The organism is Streptomyces sp. NPDC059455 (assembly GCF_042750115.1).
Classification (GTDB): Bacteria; Actinomycetota; Actinomycetes; order Streptomycetales; family Streptomycetaceae; genus Streptomyces; species Streptomyces endocoffeicus.
Genome location: NZ_JBHYVB010000218.1, coordinates 1 through 13,148, shown reverse-complemented (window position 1 = coordinate 13,148; position 13,148 = coordinate 1). Strand labels below are relative to the sequence as shown.

The 13,148-nt window shown below is 71.6% G+C and carries 12 protein-coding genes; 6 read left to right on the top strand and 6 right to left on the bottom strand.

From position 1 onward, the window contains the following. Positions 1-1,827, bottom strand: a 1,827-nt coding sequence (locus ACFXB5_RS44905) for an RDD family protein (protein ID WP_385219647.1), incomplete at its 3' end; no start/stop codon positions are given. A gap of 303 nt (positions 1,828-2,130) precedes the next feature. Between ACFXB5_RS44905 and ACFXB5_RS44900 the strand changes: the two genes are divergently transcribed. Then, positions 2,131-3,051 (top strand): helix-turn-helix transcriptional regulator, encoded by a 921-nt coding sequence (locus ACFXB5_RS44900; RefSeq protein ID WP_385219645.1) that lies wholly within the window; start codon positions 2,131-2,133, stop codon positions 3,049-3,051. 125 nt (positions 3,052-3,176) lie between these two features. Beyond that, the gene (locus ACFXB5_RS44895) at positions 3,177-4,226 is read left to right on the top strand and encodes an NAD(P)-dependent alcohol dehydrogenase (RefSeq protein WP_385219643.1); all 1,050 of its coding nucleotides are present in this window, start codon (positions 3,177-3,179) and stop codon (positions 4,224-4,226) included. A gap of 168 nt (positions 4,227-4,394) precedes the next feature. Here the strand turns inward: ACFXB5_RS44895 and ACFXB5_RS44890 are convergent, their stop codons facing one another. The 3 genes from ACFXB5_RS44890 to hppD form a co-directional block, all read right to left on the bottom strand. Then, positions 4,395-5,762, bottom strand: coding sequence for an FAD-binding oxidoreductase (locus tag ACFXB5_RS44890; RefSeq protein ID WP_201856650.1), 1,368 nt, complete (start codon positions 5,760-5,762; stop codon positions 4,395-4,397). A 111-nt stretch (positions 5,763-5,873) separates the two neighbouring features. Further along, positions 5,874-6,869: a teichoic acid biosynthesis protein C gene (locus ACFXB5_RS44885; RefSeq protein ID WP_385219641.1), complete on the bottom strand. Its 996-nt coding sequence runs from the start codon at positions 6,867-6,869 to the stop codon at positions 5,874-5,876. Between the two features lie 270 nt (positions 6,870-7,139). After that, complete coding sequence (gene hppD / locus ACFXB5_RS44880) at positions 7,140-8,288, bottom strand: 4-hydroxyphenylpyruvate dioxygenase (RefSeq protein ID WP_385219639.1); 1,149 nt, start codon at positions 8,286-8,288, stop codon at positions 7,140-7,142. Between the two features lie 158 nt (positions 8,289-8,446). On the opposite strand from hppD, the gene ACFXB5_RS44875 reads away from it, so the two are divergent. The 4 genes from ACFXB5_RS44875 to ACFXB5_RS44860 all read left to right on the top strand — a co-directional run bounded on the left by ACFXB5_RS44875 (position 8,447) and on the right by ACFXB5_RS44860 (position 11,200). After that, positions 8,447-8,914: an Lrp/AsnC family transcriptional regulator gene (locus ACFXB5_RS44875; RefSeq protein WP_201856754.1), complete on the top strand. Its 468-nt coding sequence runs from the start codon at positions 8,447-8,449 to the stop codon at positions 8,912-8,914. Between the two features lie 90 nt (positions 8,915-9,004). Continuing rightward, a complete protein-coding gene (locus ACFXB5_RS44870) occupies positions 9,005-9,601 on the top strand; it encodes an ArsR/SmtB family transcription factor (protein WP_385219636.1) in 597 nt (198 codons plus the stop codon). A gap of 23 nt (positions 9,602-9,624) precedes the next feature. Further along, positions 9,625-9,840, top strand: coding sequence for a hypothetical protein (locus ACFXB5_RS44865; protein WP_385219635.1), 216 nt, complete (start codon positions 9,625-9,627; stop codon positions 9,838-9,840). 1 nt (position 9,841) lies between these two features. Then, positions 9,842-11,200: an MFS transporter gene (locus ACFXB5_RS44860; protein ID WP_385219634.1), complete on the top strand. Its 1,359-nt coding sequence runs from the start codon at positions 9,842-9,844 to the stop codon at positions 11,198-11,200. Here ACFXB5_RS44860 and ACFXB5_RS44855 read toward each other — a convergent pair. Both ACFXB5_RS44855 and ACFXB5_RS44850 read right to left on the bottom strand, forming a co-directional pair. Beyond that, the gene (locus ACFXB5_RS44855; RefSeq protein WP_385219632.1) at positions 11,139-11,924 is read right to left on the bottom strand and encodes a S16 family serine protease; all 786 of its coding nucleotides are present in this window, start codon (positions 11,922-11,924) and stop codon (positions 11,139-11,141) included. The genes ACFXB5_RS44860 and ACFXB5_RS44855 overlap by 62 nt on opposite strands. A 159-nt stretch (positions 11,925-12,083) precedes the next feature. Beyond that, the gene (locus ACFXB5_RS44850) at positions 12,084-12,725 is read right to left on the bottom strand and encodes an IclR family transcriptional regulator (RefSeq protein ID WP_044574552.1); all 642 of its coding nucleotides are present in this window, start codon (positions 12,723-12,725) and stop codon (positions 12,084-12,086) included. Positions 12,726-13,148: the final 423 nt, after the last annotated feature.

Below are 13,148 nucleotides of genomic sequence, written 5' to 3'. Positions count from 1 at the left end.
TTTTGGGGGCGCGGGGGGGGGGCCGCCCCCGCCCGCGGCGGCCCGGCCCGGCCAGCGGGCGCCGGCCGAGCTCGGGCCCCCCGCGACGAAGGTGCGGGCGGCCTTGTCGTGCCAGCACTGCCGCCACGGGCGGTCGAACAGGCACCACAGCACGTTCAGCACGCCGATGACGAGCACCCCCAGCACCGAGTAGACCAGCCAGCGGCGCAGCGCGGTGCCGAAGGACGGGGTGTCGTGCCCCTCGATGTCCAGCACCCGCACCCCGCACAGCCTCTTGCCGAGGGTGCGGCCCCACTTGGCGGTCGGCAGCGTCTCCAGGACGACGCCGAGGACGAACAGCAGACCGAGGACGATGCCCAGATAGCCGCTGATGGTGCCGTCCAGGAAGTAGACCGTGACGGTCTCGCCGCTCTGCTTGGCCGCCTCGACCTTCTCGTCGATGTGGTCGCTCGCCTTGCTCCACAGCGGGAACGCGACGGCGCCGACGACGCCGAGCAGCACGACCGAGTCGATCAGCCGGGCGGCGAGGCGGCGGCCGAGCGAGGCGGGCCGGCCCTCGGCCTGGGCGGCCAGGAGGAAGGGGTTGTCGACGGGCGGCTTCCAGGGGATGACGCCCTCGGGCGCGCCCGGGCCGGCGCCGTGCGGGGCCGCCTGGGGAGCGTGCGGGGCGGCCTGCGGAGGGCGCTGCGGCGGGCCGGGCTGCTGGGGGAACTGCCCCTGCGGCTGCCAGGCCGGGCCGCCGCCCTGGGCGGGGATACCGAAGGGCTGATGCGGCTGCTGAGGCTGGTGCGGCTGCGGGGGCTGCTGGGGCTGATGTGTCTGGGGAGGCTGTTGGGGCTGGTGCGCGGGCTGGGCCGGGGGTGCGGTTTCGGCGCCCTTGCGCACGCCGCCGCGGCCGATCGCCCGGATCGCCATCGTCCCGTCGTCCCGGCCGGCCGTCTGGCCCCGGCCCTGGTCCCACCCCTGGTCCTGCCCCTGCCCCTGACCCTGGCCCTGGCCCTGGCCCTGGCCGGTCGTGGGTGCCGCTCCGCCGCCGCGCCCCACCGTGCGGAACGTCATCGTCCCGTCGCCCGCCGGGGCGGGCGTCTCGCCCTCGCCCGCCGGGGGCAGCTCCGGGGCCCGGCGGACGGGCGGCAGGGCCTGCGTCGAGCGGTCCGTCGTACGCCCGCTCCCGCCCGCGCGCATGGTCAGCGTGCCGTCATCGCGCCCGGCGTCCTCACCCGGGCCCGCGCGCCGCGGGTCGGGCACCCCGGGCCACTGCCCGCCACCGGCCTGTCCCCCACCGGCCTGGGGGTTGCCGGGAGCGTCCGGCTCCGCGCCCCAGGAGATCCGGCGGTCCTGCTCACCGCCGAATCCGCCCTGCTGGGCGGCGTCCGCCTGCCAGGCCGAGCCGGCGTCGGGGCGGGTGCCGTGCAGCCGCTGGGGGTCGTTCCAGTCCACGGACGCCGGGACACCGCCGGGCGGCACCGGCTGGGCCCCCATGCCCCCGGCCGCCGCCTCGGGCGGCCCGCCCGCGCCCCGGACGTCCATCTCGGCGCTCCGGCGCAGCTCGGGCAGTGCGCTGCCGGTCTCCTCGGCGGCCCGCGGCGCCGGATCCTCGTCCAGGAACATCGGGCCCGTCTCGTCCGGCGGCGGGCTGATCACCTGGGTATGGGTGACCCCGGGCGGCGGCGCGGGCATGGCCTCGCCCTCGGCCGGGGCGGGACGGCTGGTGCCGGGCACCCAGGCGGCGCCGTTCCAGTAACGGATGTAGCCAGGGATGGACGGATCAGGATAAAAGCCAGGAATGGAGCTGCCGTCCGCGGATCCTGAGGTAGGGGCGCTCATGATCTCCGATGTCCCATATCTGCTCGGCCGTGCTGTACTGCGCTGCGCCTTTGCGGTGCCTCGCGGTGAGGGTGGGGCGTAAGCAGTTTGCCGTACAGGAGCCGCAGTGCAACCCGGAGCGCGCGGTCAAGGTCTATCAGACCGGCCCACCGGCACCAGCCCACCGCTCCCGCCACCACTCTCCTGTGCGAGCGCCACGAAGCCGTACGAGCGGCGACGGCCCGCATGGCCCCGCCCGGCCTAGGTTCAGCAGACCTACTTTGGCACGCTCAGATGCCTTTTCCGTTGCCAATACTGGAACCCATGGACCGCAACACCGAGCTCAGTGAGTTCCTGCGGAGCCGCAGGGCCCGATTGAGCCCCGGCGACGCGGGCGTGAGCGTGAGCAACGACAGCCCCCGTCGGGTGCCGGGGCTGCGCCGCGAGGAGCTGGCGCAGCTGGCCGGCGTGAGCACGGACTACTACACGCGTCTGGAGCAGGGCCGTCACCTCAATGTGTCGGAGACGGTGCTGGACGCCGTGGCCCGCGCTCTTCAGCTCGACGAAACCGAACGTGCGTACCTTTTTGAGCTGACCCGGCCGCGCCCCCGGCGCACGGTGCGCCGCCGGCCGCCCCGCGCCCAGCGGGTGCGGCCCGGGGTGCACGCGCTGCTGCGCATGCTGGACGGGGTCTCACCGGCCTTCGTCCTCGGGCGCAGGGGCGATGTCCTGGCCTCCAACCAGCTGGCCCGGGCGCTGATCATCGACTTCGAGGCGCTCCCGTACCACGAGCGGAACATGGCCCGTTTCATGTTCCTCGACGAGGCGGCCCGTTCGCTGTGGCCGGAGTGGGAGACGGTCGCGGCGGAGATGGTGGCGTCCCTCCGGCTGGAGGCCGGGCACCATCCCGACGATCCCCGGCTGACCGAGCTCGTGGGCGAGCTCACCATCAAGAGCCCTGAATTCCGCACCTGGTGGGCCGACCACAACGTGCGGGAGAAGACCCACGGCGTCAAGCTCTACCACCATCCGGTGGTCGGGGACATGACGCTGGCCTACGAGAACGTGACCGTGCCCGGCGATCCCGACCAGGCTCTGTGCATCTACACGGTCGAGCCCGGCTCCCCCTCCGAGGCAGCCCTGCGGCTGCTGGCGAGCTGGACCGCGACTCCCTCGGCCGATCGATCCGCGCCCTCGTCCGAAGCGCGTCCTTCGGGGGGACCGTCCTCCGACGTTTCCCCCTGATCCCACCCCTTTCCCCCGCACACCCTTCCCCTTTCCCCCGCACGCCCTTCCTCCTTCCCCCTCCTTACTTCCCCCTTCCCTTCACCCATCCTCTTTTTCCTCGTTCGTCACAGGGAGACACGTTTATGACTACCAGCGTCACCGCCTACGCAGCCCCCGCTCCGAAGGCCCCGCTGGAAAGGACCACCGTCGAGCGCCGCGCCCTGCGCGAGCACGACGTGCTGATCGAGATCGCCTACGCCGGTATCTGCCACTCCGACATCCACCAGGCCCGCGAGGAGTGGGGCACCGCCCTCTTCCCGATGGTGCCCGGCCATGAGATCGCCGGTGTGGTCGCCGAGGTCGGCTCCGCCGTCACCAAGTACGCCGTCGGCGACCGGGTCGGCGTGGGCTGCTTCGTCGACTCCTGCCGCGAGTGCGAGAACTGCCTCGCCGGAGAGGAGCAGTACTGCCTCAAGGGCGAGGTGCCCACGTACAACGGCAACGAGTACGACGGCGCCCCCACCTACGGCGGCTACAGCACCCACACCGTGGTGGACGAGAACTACGTGCTGCGCATCCCCGAGGGGATCTCGCTGGACGTCGCCGCCCCGCTGCTGTGCGCCGGGATCACCCTCTACTCCCCGCTGGCCCACTGGAACGCCGGTCCGGGCAAGAAGGTCGCCATCGTGGGCCTCGGCGGCCTCGGCCACATGGGCGTGAAGATCGCCCATGCGATGGGCGCCGAGGTGACCGTGCTGAGCCAGACGCTCCGCAAGAAGGACGACGGGCTGCGGCTGGGCGCCGACCACTTCTACGCCACCAGCGACGAGTCCACCTTCACCGAGCTGGCGGGCACCTTCGATCTGATCGTCAACACGACCTCGGCGAACCTCCCGCTGGACGGCTATCTGTCGCTGCTGAAGCTGGACGGCACGCTGGTGCACGTGGGCGCGCCGGAGAACTCCAGCGCGTTCAACCAGTTCTCGCTGATCATGGGCCGGAAGTCGATGGCCGGATCGAAGATCGGCGGCATCCGGCAGACCCAGGAGATGCTCGACTTCTGCGCCGAGCACGGGCTCGGCGCGGAGATCGAGCTGATCGACGGCGACCAGATCAACGAGGCGTACGACCGCGTCGTGAGCAGCGATGTGCGCTACCGCTTCGTGATCGACATCGCCTCGCTCAAGGCGTGATCAGCCGCCAAGGCCTGATCGGCCGCTGAGGCCTGATCAGCGCCGAGGCCTGATCGGCGCCGAGGCCTGATCGGCGCCGAGGCCTGATCAGCCGCTGAGACCGAGGCCGTCCGGACCACCCCCGGGTCCGGGCGGCCTCACAACAGCCGACCCTCAGAACAGCGGCCCTCAGAACAGCTTGCCGGGATTGAGCAGGCCCAGCGGATCGAAGACCTGCTTGATACCGCGCTGCAGCTCCACCCCCACCGGGCCCAGTTCGCGCGCCAGCCACTCCCGCTTGAGGACGCCGACGCCGTGCTCCCCGGTGATGGTGCCGCCGAGCTCAAGGCCCAGCGCCATGATGGCGTCGAAGGACTCCCGGGCACGGCGGGACTCGTCGGGGTCGGCGGGGTCGAAGCAGACCGTGGGATGGGTGTTGCCGTCCCCGGCGTGGGCGACGACACCGATGGTCAGGCCGTACTTCGTGGCGATGGCGGCCGTGCCGTCGATCATCTCGGCGAGCCGGGAGCGGGGCACACAGACGTCGTCGATCATGGTGACGCCCTTGACCGCCTCCAGCGCCGGAAGCGTCATCCGGCGGGCCTGGAGCAGCATGTCGGACTCGGCGGCGTCCTCGGCGGGGACCACCTCCGTGGCACCGGCCGCCGTGCACAGCTCGGCCACGGCGGCGAGGTCGGGGGCCGGGTCCGGGGTGTCGAAGGCCGCCATCAGCAGGGCCTCGGTGGACTCCGGGAGGCCCATGTTCCCGATCGCGTTGACCGCGCGGACGCTCGTACGGTCCATCAGCTCCAGCAGCGAGGGGGCGTGACCGCGCTCCATGATGCGGCAGATGGCGTCGCAGGCGGACGCGGTGGAGGGGAACTCGGCGGCGAGCACGAGCTGTTCGAGCGGGGCGGGCTTGAGCGCGAGGACCGCGCGCACGACGATGCCGAGGCTGCCCTCGGAGCCGACGAAGAGCCGGGTCAGGTCGTAGCCCGCGACGCCCTTGGCGGTGCGGCGGCCGGTCTTCAGCAGCCGGCCGTCGGCGAGGACGACATCGAGGCCGAGGACGTATTCGGCGGTGACGCCGTACTTCACACAGCACAGCCCGCCGGACGCGGTGCCGATGTTGCCGCCGATCGTGCACTGCTCCCAGCTGGAGGGGTCCGGCGGATAGTAGAGGCCCTTCTCCATGACCGCGCGGGACAGGGTCGCGTTGATCACGCCCGGTTCGACGACCGCGATCCGGTCCACCGGGTTGATCTCCAGGATCCGGTCCATCTTGACCAGGGACAGCACGACGCAGCCGTCGGACGCGTTGGCCGCGCCCGACAGCCCGGTGCGCGCGCCCTGGGGCACGATCGGCACGCGCAGCGCGGTGGCGGTGCGGCACACGTGCTGCACCTGCTCCACCGTGCGCGGGAGGACGACCACGGCCGGCGCGCCCGCCTCGCAGAAGCTCGCCATGTCATTGGCGTAGGCCCCGGTCACATCGGGGTCGGTGAGCACCGCCTCCTCGGGGAGGCCCTCCCGCAGCAGCTCGATGAGGTCCGTCATATCTCCAGACTCGCACCCGGGAAGCGCCCGGGGAAGATCGCTGCAGCGGACGGATGACCGCGCGAGGAGGGCCTTGAGGAGGGCCGCGAGGAGGGCCGTGCCGTACGGGCGCTACTGCGCCTTGTAGTAGACGCTGACCTTACGGTCCCCGGCGGCGCCCGAGGCGAAGCCCATGCACAGCCGGCGCGGGCTGGACAGCTGGACGGCCATCCCCTCCGGCTCGCGATAGCTCAGCGAGTAGGCGGCCTCGGTGCGGGCGCGCTGGACGAGCTCGCCGGTGCGCAGATCGACACAGGAGACATGGGTGTTGCCGTGGCCGGAGGGCGGGTTGGCGCCGTCCTCGCCGGTGTAGGCGGTGCCGGTCAGCTGGTACACGTAGTCGCCGAGGACCGTGAAGCCCTGGAAGACCTCGCCGTCCTCGACGCCGGTCTGGGGTATGTCGTCGTACACCGCGGTGTAGTCGCCCGCGCTGACCCCGGACAGGCTCATCAGCCGGTAGCGGACCTCGCCGTCGAGACGGTAGCGCAGCAGCAGCCGGCGGTTGAGCATGTCGACGGCGGGCTGGTTGCTGGTGGAGCCCGCCACCGGGCGGTGCTTGACCAGCGAGGACGAACCGGACGACAGCACGGTGCCATCGGCGAACTTGAAGCGGCTGATGGCGCGGCCGTAGCCGGAGTCGGGGTTGGCGTCCGACTCGGTCCACAGATAGGCCGTCGAGCCGACCGGCTCACAGCCCATGGCGACGCCGTGCCCGAACCCCTTGAGGTACATCGAGCCCAGCTCCGCCCCGGCCAGGGACAGCTTGGTGACGCACAGATCGCCATGGGCGGCGCGGTCGGCGCCGGAGACGGGGGCGGACTCCCCGCTGAGCCGGATCCCGCCCTCCATCAGCTGGATCGTGTAGACGTGCCCGCCCACGTCGTCGAACGCGAAGGACTGCAGCACGGTGGAGTTGTGCGGGGTCTTCTCGCGGATCAGCTGGGTGGAGGGCACCGACAGGTCGAACCGGCCGCCCGCCACGGTGGTGGCCCCCGCGCGGGCGGCGAAGGCACCGAGCGCGCCGGCCGCGGCGGCTCCCCCGCCGAGGGTGAACCTACGCCTGGTCAAACGGCCCGCAGTGTACTTTTCCGTGTGCATTGATACTCAACAACTCCCGTGTGATCACGCCGTGTTGGAGTGAACAGATCGCCGTGAGTGTAGACGGTGGGAAAGCGCTCCCATTCAGGTGTTCGCTTTTTCTGGCACCGGCGGCGCAAGGGCACGGGAGTGTGGGCGCATGTGCACGGAATTGGAGGGCGTGGGCGCGGCCGTGCGGGGCGGTCCGGCGGCCGTGCGGGGCGGCCCCGCGTGGCGGTCAGAGGTTGCCGCGCTTGGCGGTCAGAGGTTGCCGCGCTTGGCCTGCTCGCGCTCGATCGCCTCGAACAGCGCCTTGAAGTTGCCCTTGCCGAAGCCCATCGAGCCATGCCGCTCGATCAGCTCGAAGAAGACGGTCGGCCGGTCCTGGACCGGCTTGGTGAAGATCTGGAGCAAATAGCCGTCCTCGTCCCGGTCGGCGAGGATCTTCAGCTCACGGAGGGTATCCAGCGGGACGCGGGTGTCGCCGACCCACTCCCCCAGGGTCTCGTAGTACGAGTCCGGCGTGTCCAGGAAGCTCACCCCGGCCGCGCGCATCGCCTGCACCGTGGCGACGATGTCGTTGGTGGCGAGCGCGATGTGCTGGACGCCGGGGCCGCCGTAGAACTCCAGATACTCGTCGATCTGGGACTTCTTCTTGCCGACCGCGGGCTCGTTGAGCGGGAACTTCACCTTGCGGGTGCCGTCCGCCACGACCTTTGACATCAGCGCGGAGTACTCGGTGGCGATGTCGTCGCCCACGAACTCCTTCATGTTGGTGAAGCCCATGACGTCGTTGTAGAAGCGGACCCACTCGTCCATCCGGCCGAGCTCCACATTGCCCACGCAGTGGTCGATGGCCTGGAAGTTCCGGCGCGCCGGCGGGGCGACGATCGGCTCGGCCTCGGCGTAGCCGGGGAGGTACGGGCCGAAGTAGCCGGTGCGCTCGACGAGGGTGTGGCGGGTGTCGCCGTAGGTGCGGATCGAGGCCATGACCACCGTGCCGTGGTCGTCCTTGAGCTCGTGCGGCTCCTCGATCCCGGTGGCGCCGTGCTCGAGGGCGTACGCGTACGCGGCACGCGCGTCCGGCACCTCGACCGCGAGGTCGATCACACCGTCGCCGTGCTCGGCGACATGCTCGGACAGGAAGCGGCCCCAGGCGCTCACCGGCTTGATGACGGAGGTGAACACGAAGCGGGCGCTACCCGAGACGAGGACGTAACTGGCCGTCTCCCGGCTGCCGTTCTCCGGGCCGGAGTAGGCGACGAGCTTCATGCCGAAGGCGGTGGCGTAGTAGTGCGCGGCCTGCTTGGCGTTACCGACGGCGAAGACGACCGCGTCCATCCCCTTCACGGGGAACGGGTCGGCGTGCCGTGCGTCCCCCTGCTGCAGCATCTCTGTCGTCTCAGTCATACTTCGAAGCGTCCCCCGGTGGCTCAAGATGCGCAACACTTCGAGAAAACGCTGGTCAGTATGCATAGCCGTGACTGCATTCGGCAGCGCATCATGTACAGAGTGACTACCGTCACAGGGGACACCTCAAGAGAAGCCTGGGACCGGAGGGGGACCGCATGGGAATCGACGGGCTCGACGCCCGCCTGATCGAGCTGCTCGCCGAGGAGCCGCGGATCGGGGTGCTGGAGGCATCGCGCCGCCTCGGTGTCGCCCGCGGCACGGCGCAGGCGCGGCTGGACCGGCTGCGGGCGCAGGGGGTGGTCCGGGGCTTCGGCCCCGATGTGGACCCGGCGGCGCTCGGCTACCCGGTCACCGCGTTCGCGACGCTGGAGATCAAGCAGGGGCAGGGGCCGGACGTACGGGCCCATCTGGCGACCGTTCCGGAGGTGCTGGAGCTGCACACCACCACGGGCCACGGGGACATGCTGTGCCGGCTGGTGGCCCGCTCCAACGCCGATCTCCAGCGGGTGATCGACCTGGTGGTGGGGTTCGAGGGGATCGTCCGGGCCTCGACGGCGATCGTGATGGAGAACCCGGTGCCACTGCGGATCATCCCGCTGGTGCGGCAGGCGGCGCGGGACTGAGCACCGGGGCCCGGGGCCCTGAAGCGGATCCAAAGAGTCCGTTGCAAAGAAAGTGTTGCAAGCACATCTTTGCATGCTTAGGCTCCGCTCATGGCAGAGAACGAAAAGCCTGCGCCCGACGATGTCCGGGTGCTCAACCCACGCTCCCTGCGCGGGCTCGCGCATCCGCTGCGGATGCGCCTGCTCAGCGCGCTGCGCGAGTACGGGCCGGCCACCGCGTCCCAACTGGCCGACAGATTGGGCGAGTCCAGCGGCGCCACGAGCTACCATCTGCGACAGCTGGCCGCCCATGGCTTCGTCAAGGACGACCCGGAGCGGGGCAAGGGGCGGGAGCGGTGGTGGAAGGCGGCGCAGCGGGGCGTGCGGGTGGGTAGCGACAGGTTCCTGACCAGCCCCGACCCGTCCGTACGCGGAGCAATCAACACCCTGCTCCACGAGTGGGCCACCATCCACGGCCAGGACCTGTCCACCTGGTTCAGCACCATGCACGACTGGCCCTCAGCGTGGCGCAGCGCTTCGGACATGAGCGACTTCACTATGCGCCTCACCCCTGAACTCGCCAGCGAAATGCGCGACAAGGTGCACGAACTGATCGAGAGCTACCGCGAGAAGGAGGTGGACCGGGACACCGAGGGCTCCGCCCCGTACCGCGTCCATCTGCACGCCTTCCCGCGCGACGAGGACTGACCGATCCCTGGGGGGAACCACATATGTACGGCGACGACATTCATCTGTGGCTGCACCACATACGCGCCGAGCGTCTGCGTGACGAGGCCCGCGAGGCGTCCCGACCCCACCGCCGCTCCCGCCCCGCCCGCGCCCGGATGCTGCGCGCCCGGGTCGGCTGGACGCTGGTGGAGGTCGGGCTGCGGCTGGCCACGCCGCGGCTGCCGCAATCCGGTCTGACCGCCAGGTTCGACCACTGACATGGCCGGTGACACAGGAGACGGAGAGCGCCGAGGGAACAGCGGGGACCGAAAACCTCTCTTACTCGTCCTCGCCGCCAACACCGTCTCCATCGCGGGCAATTCCCTCACTCTGATCGCCGTCCCATGGTTCGTCCTGGAGACCACGGGCAGCGCGGCCAAGGCCGGGTTAGTTTCCTTCTGTGCGACCCTGCCGGTGGTCGTCTCGGCCGTCATCGGCGGGCCGGTCATCGACCGGATCGGCCGCCGACAGGTCTCCATCGCCTCCGACTCGCTGTGCGGGGTGGCCGTCGCCACGATTCCGATGCTGCACTTCGCCGGGCTGCTGCGGTTCTGGCAGCTGTGCGCGCTGATGGCGTTCTGCGGACTGCTCCACGCGCCGGGCGAGACCGCCCGCCAGGTGCTCGTGCCCGCGCTGGCCGAAGGGGCGGGCACCACCCTCAGCCGCGCGGCCAGCTTCTACGACGGGGCCTCGCGCGGGGCCAGGATGCTGGGCGCCGCGCTGGGCGGGCTGCTGATCGCGCTGCTCGGCCCGCCGTCCGTACTGCTGCTGGACGCGGCGACGTTCGCGGCGTCCGCGGTGCTGATCATGGCGGGGCTGCGCGGACTGCCCGCCGCGGCGCCACGCAAGCCCGTCGTCCCGGTGTCCGCCCGCGCCTACCGCGCCGAGCTGGGCGAGGGGTACCGCTTCCTGCTGCGCCATCGGCTGCTGCTGGCCATCGTGCTGATGGTCATGGTCACCAACGGCCTCGACCAGGGCCTGTCCTCCGTACTGCTACCGGTCCACGCCGAGCGGCACCTGGGCGGTTCGGTGCAACTGGGGCTGCTCACGGCGCTGTTCGGCGGCGGGGCGCTGGTGGGGGCGCTGCTGTACGGGGCGGTGGGCGATCGCTTTCCGCGCCGGACCGTCTTCGCGGTGAGCTTCCTGGTGTGCGGGCTGCCGAGGTTCCTGATCGCCGCGTTCGTGCCCGGGGTGTCCCCGCTCGCCGTGACGATGGCGGCCAGCGGAGTCGCGGCGGGGATGCTCAACCCGATCCTGACCACGGTGACGTACGAGGCCGTCCCCGATGAGCTGCGCAGCCGGGTCTCGGGGGCGCTCACCGCGGGGGTGTGGGTGGTGATGCCGCTCGGCGGGCTCGCGGCCGGATGTCTGGTCGAGGGGGTGGGGCTGACCGCCGCCTTCCTGGTGACGGGCGGCGTCTACTTCCTGGCCACGCTCAGCCCGCTGGTCTTCCCGGCCTGGCGCGAGATGGACGAGGCGACGGCGATGACGGTGGAACAGGGGGCGGCGGCGCCGCTCAGCAGTGCGGGACCGCGCCGCCCGACCGCAGCGCCCGCAGAGCCGTCACCGCACCCTTGAGGGTGGAGACGGGGATCAGCCGCAGCCCCTTGGGCAGTTCGGCCGTGGCGTCGGCACACTCGGCCTTCGGCACCAGGAAGACCGTGGCGCCGTCCCGCTTGGCGGCCTGCGTCTTCAGCGGGACCCCGCCCACGGCCCCGACCTTGCCCTTGGCGTCGATGGTGCCGGTGCCCGCGATCGTCCGGCCGCCGGTGAGGTCGCCGCCGCGGCCGTCGCCGTCCAGCTTGTCGACGATACCGAGGGAGAAGAGCAGCCCGGCGCTCGGACCGCCGACGTCGGCGAGGCGCAGGGTGACCTTGACATCGCGCGGGGAGCGGTGGAGGTAGCCGAGCGCGGCGCTGGTCGCCGAGGACTGGGACTCCTCCATCTCCTCGGCGTTGTGCCGCTCGATCTCCTTGGTGGTGCCGCCGACGTAGACCGAATCATGCGGCATGACGGCGCGGTCGGTGGCGAACCAGCCGCTGACCACGTCCTTCACCCGCACGGTGGCGTCCGGGCCGGTCGCCAGGATCGTCGTCATCCGCAGCTGCCCGGCGGTCTTACGGGTGCCGGTCCCCGAGACGCTGATCACCTGCTTGCCGCGGTCGGAGCCCAGGACGTTCACGGTCGAACCGGGCTGGGCCACGGTGAACGGCAGCGGCGCGAACGCGGCCACCGCGAGCAGGGCGAGCACGGGCGCGGAGCAGAGCGCGAGGGTGCGGGCGCGGGGGGAGACGGCAGGCATGGTGCGAATCTAGTTGACCACTGAGCCGTATGAGCCGCCACCCCGCCCCACGGCGCCGCCCGGGGACGGCGGGGGCGGGCGGCAGGCGGCGGGCGGCAGGCGGCAGGCGGCAGGCGGCAGGCGGCAGGCGGCAGGCTCAAGGTGCCCGCCACCCCGCCCTCACCGCAAGGCGTCCGAGACCTCTCGGGCCGCGTCGACCACCCGGGGGCCGACGCGCTCCGGGACCGAGTCGCAGAGCATCACGACCCCGACGCTCCCCTCTATCCCCGTCACCCCGATGAGCGGGGCGGCCGCACCGCTCGCGCCCGCCTCCAGTTCGCCGTGAGTGAGGGCGTACCCGGGGTCGTCGGGGCGGCCGGCACGGGCGGCGAGAATCGCGCGCCCGGCGGCACCCCGGTCGAGCGGATGCCGGAATCCGGCCCGGTAGGCCACGTGGTAGTCGGTCCAGGTCGGCTCGACGACCGCGACGGCGAGTGCCTCGGTGCCGTCGACCAGGGTGAGGTGGGCGGTCGCGCCGACGTCCTCGGCGAGGGAGCGCAGCGCGGGCAGCGCCGCCTCCCGTACGAGCGGATGCACCTGGCGGCCGAGCTGGAGCACCCCGAGCCCGACGCGCGCCCGCCCGCCGATGTCCCGGCGGACCAGCGAGTGCTGCTCGAGGGTGGCCAGCAGCCGGTAGACCACGGTGCGGTTGACGCCGAGCTTGTTGGACAGCTCGGTCACGGTCAGCCCGTGGTCGGTGTCGGCGAGCAGTTTGAGGACGCGCAGTCCCCGATCGAGCGTCTGAGAGGTCTCCGCGGTCACGACGCCCCCTCCTCGGTGATGAGTGGCGGCTCTTCGTGCGGTGCCCCGTCGGTCCCGACGACGGCGCGCGAAGAGGCCGCCGGTCGCGGTGGTCACGCACCGGCTGCGCTCCGCGGCGGCGCTGCCACGGGGCGTGTGCGTGCCCGAACGCTAGCGAGCCGGTCCGCTTTGCGGAAGGGTTTGTCCAGAATCCGAGCGGAGCTGCCAGAGAGTACGACATGAGGGCACCCCAAATCGTCCCGTTTTACCCGGATTGATGAAGGGGGTCTGCGACCGGTTCATGAAATTTTTCGAAAGGGGGTTGCGGAGGACGGGACGCCTGCGGCGGGCTGTTCCCCTCCCCGCCCCTCCCCACAACTGGGGCTCCGCCCCAGACCCCGGGGACCAGGGGCCAAGCCCCGGGCGGGCCAGCGCGCCAGAAGG

Bases quoted from the DNA above. Each gene is read 5' to 3' on its own strand.
- ACFXB5_RS44900 (WP_385219645.1), top strand. From the start codon at position 2,131: ATGGACCGCAACACCGAGCTCAGTGAGTTCCTGCGGAGCCGCAGGGCC.
- ACFXB5_RS44895 (WP_385219643.1), top strand. From the start codon at position 3,177: ATGACTACCAGCGTCACCGCCTACGCAGCCCCCGCTCCGAAGGCCCCG.
- ACFXB5_RS44890 (WP_201856650.1), bottom strand. From the start codon at position 5,762: ATGACGGACCTCATCGAGCTGCTGCGGGAGGGCCTCCCCGAGGAGGCG.
- hppD (WP_385219639.1), bottom strand. From the start codon at position 8,288: ATGACTGAGACGACAGAGATGCTGCAGCAGGGGGACGCACGGCACGCC.
- ACFXB5_RS44875 (WP_201856754.1), top strand. From the start codon at position 8,447: ATGGGAATCGACGGGCTCGACGCCCGCCTGATCGAGCTGCTCGCCGAG.
- ACFXB5_RS44870 (WP_385219636.1), top strand. From the start codon at position 9,005: ATGGCAGAGAACGAAAAGCCTGCGCCCGACGATGTCCGGGTGCTCAAC.
- ACFXB5_RS44865 (WP_385219635.1), top strand. From the start codon at position 9,625: ATGTACGGCGACGACATTCATCTGTGGCTGCACCACATACGCGCCGAG.
- ACFXB5_RS44860 (WP_385219634.1), top strand. From the start codon at position 9,842: ATGGCCGGTGACACAGGAGACGGAGAGCGCCGAGGGAACAGCGGGGAC.
- ACFXB5_RS44855 (WP_385219632.1), bottom strand. From the start codon at position 11,924: ATGCCTGCCGTCTCCCCCCGCGCCCGCACCCTCGCGCTCTGCTCCGCG.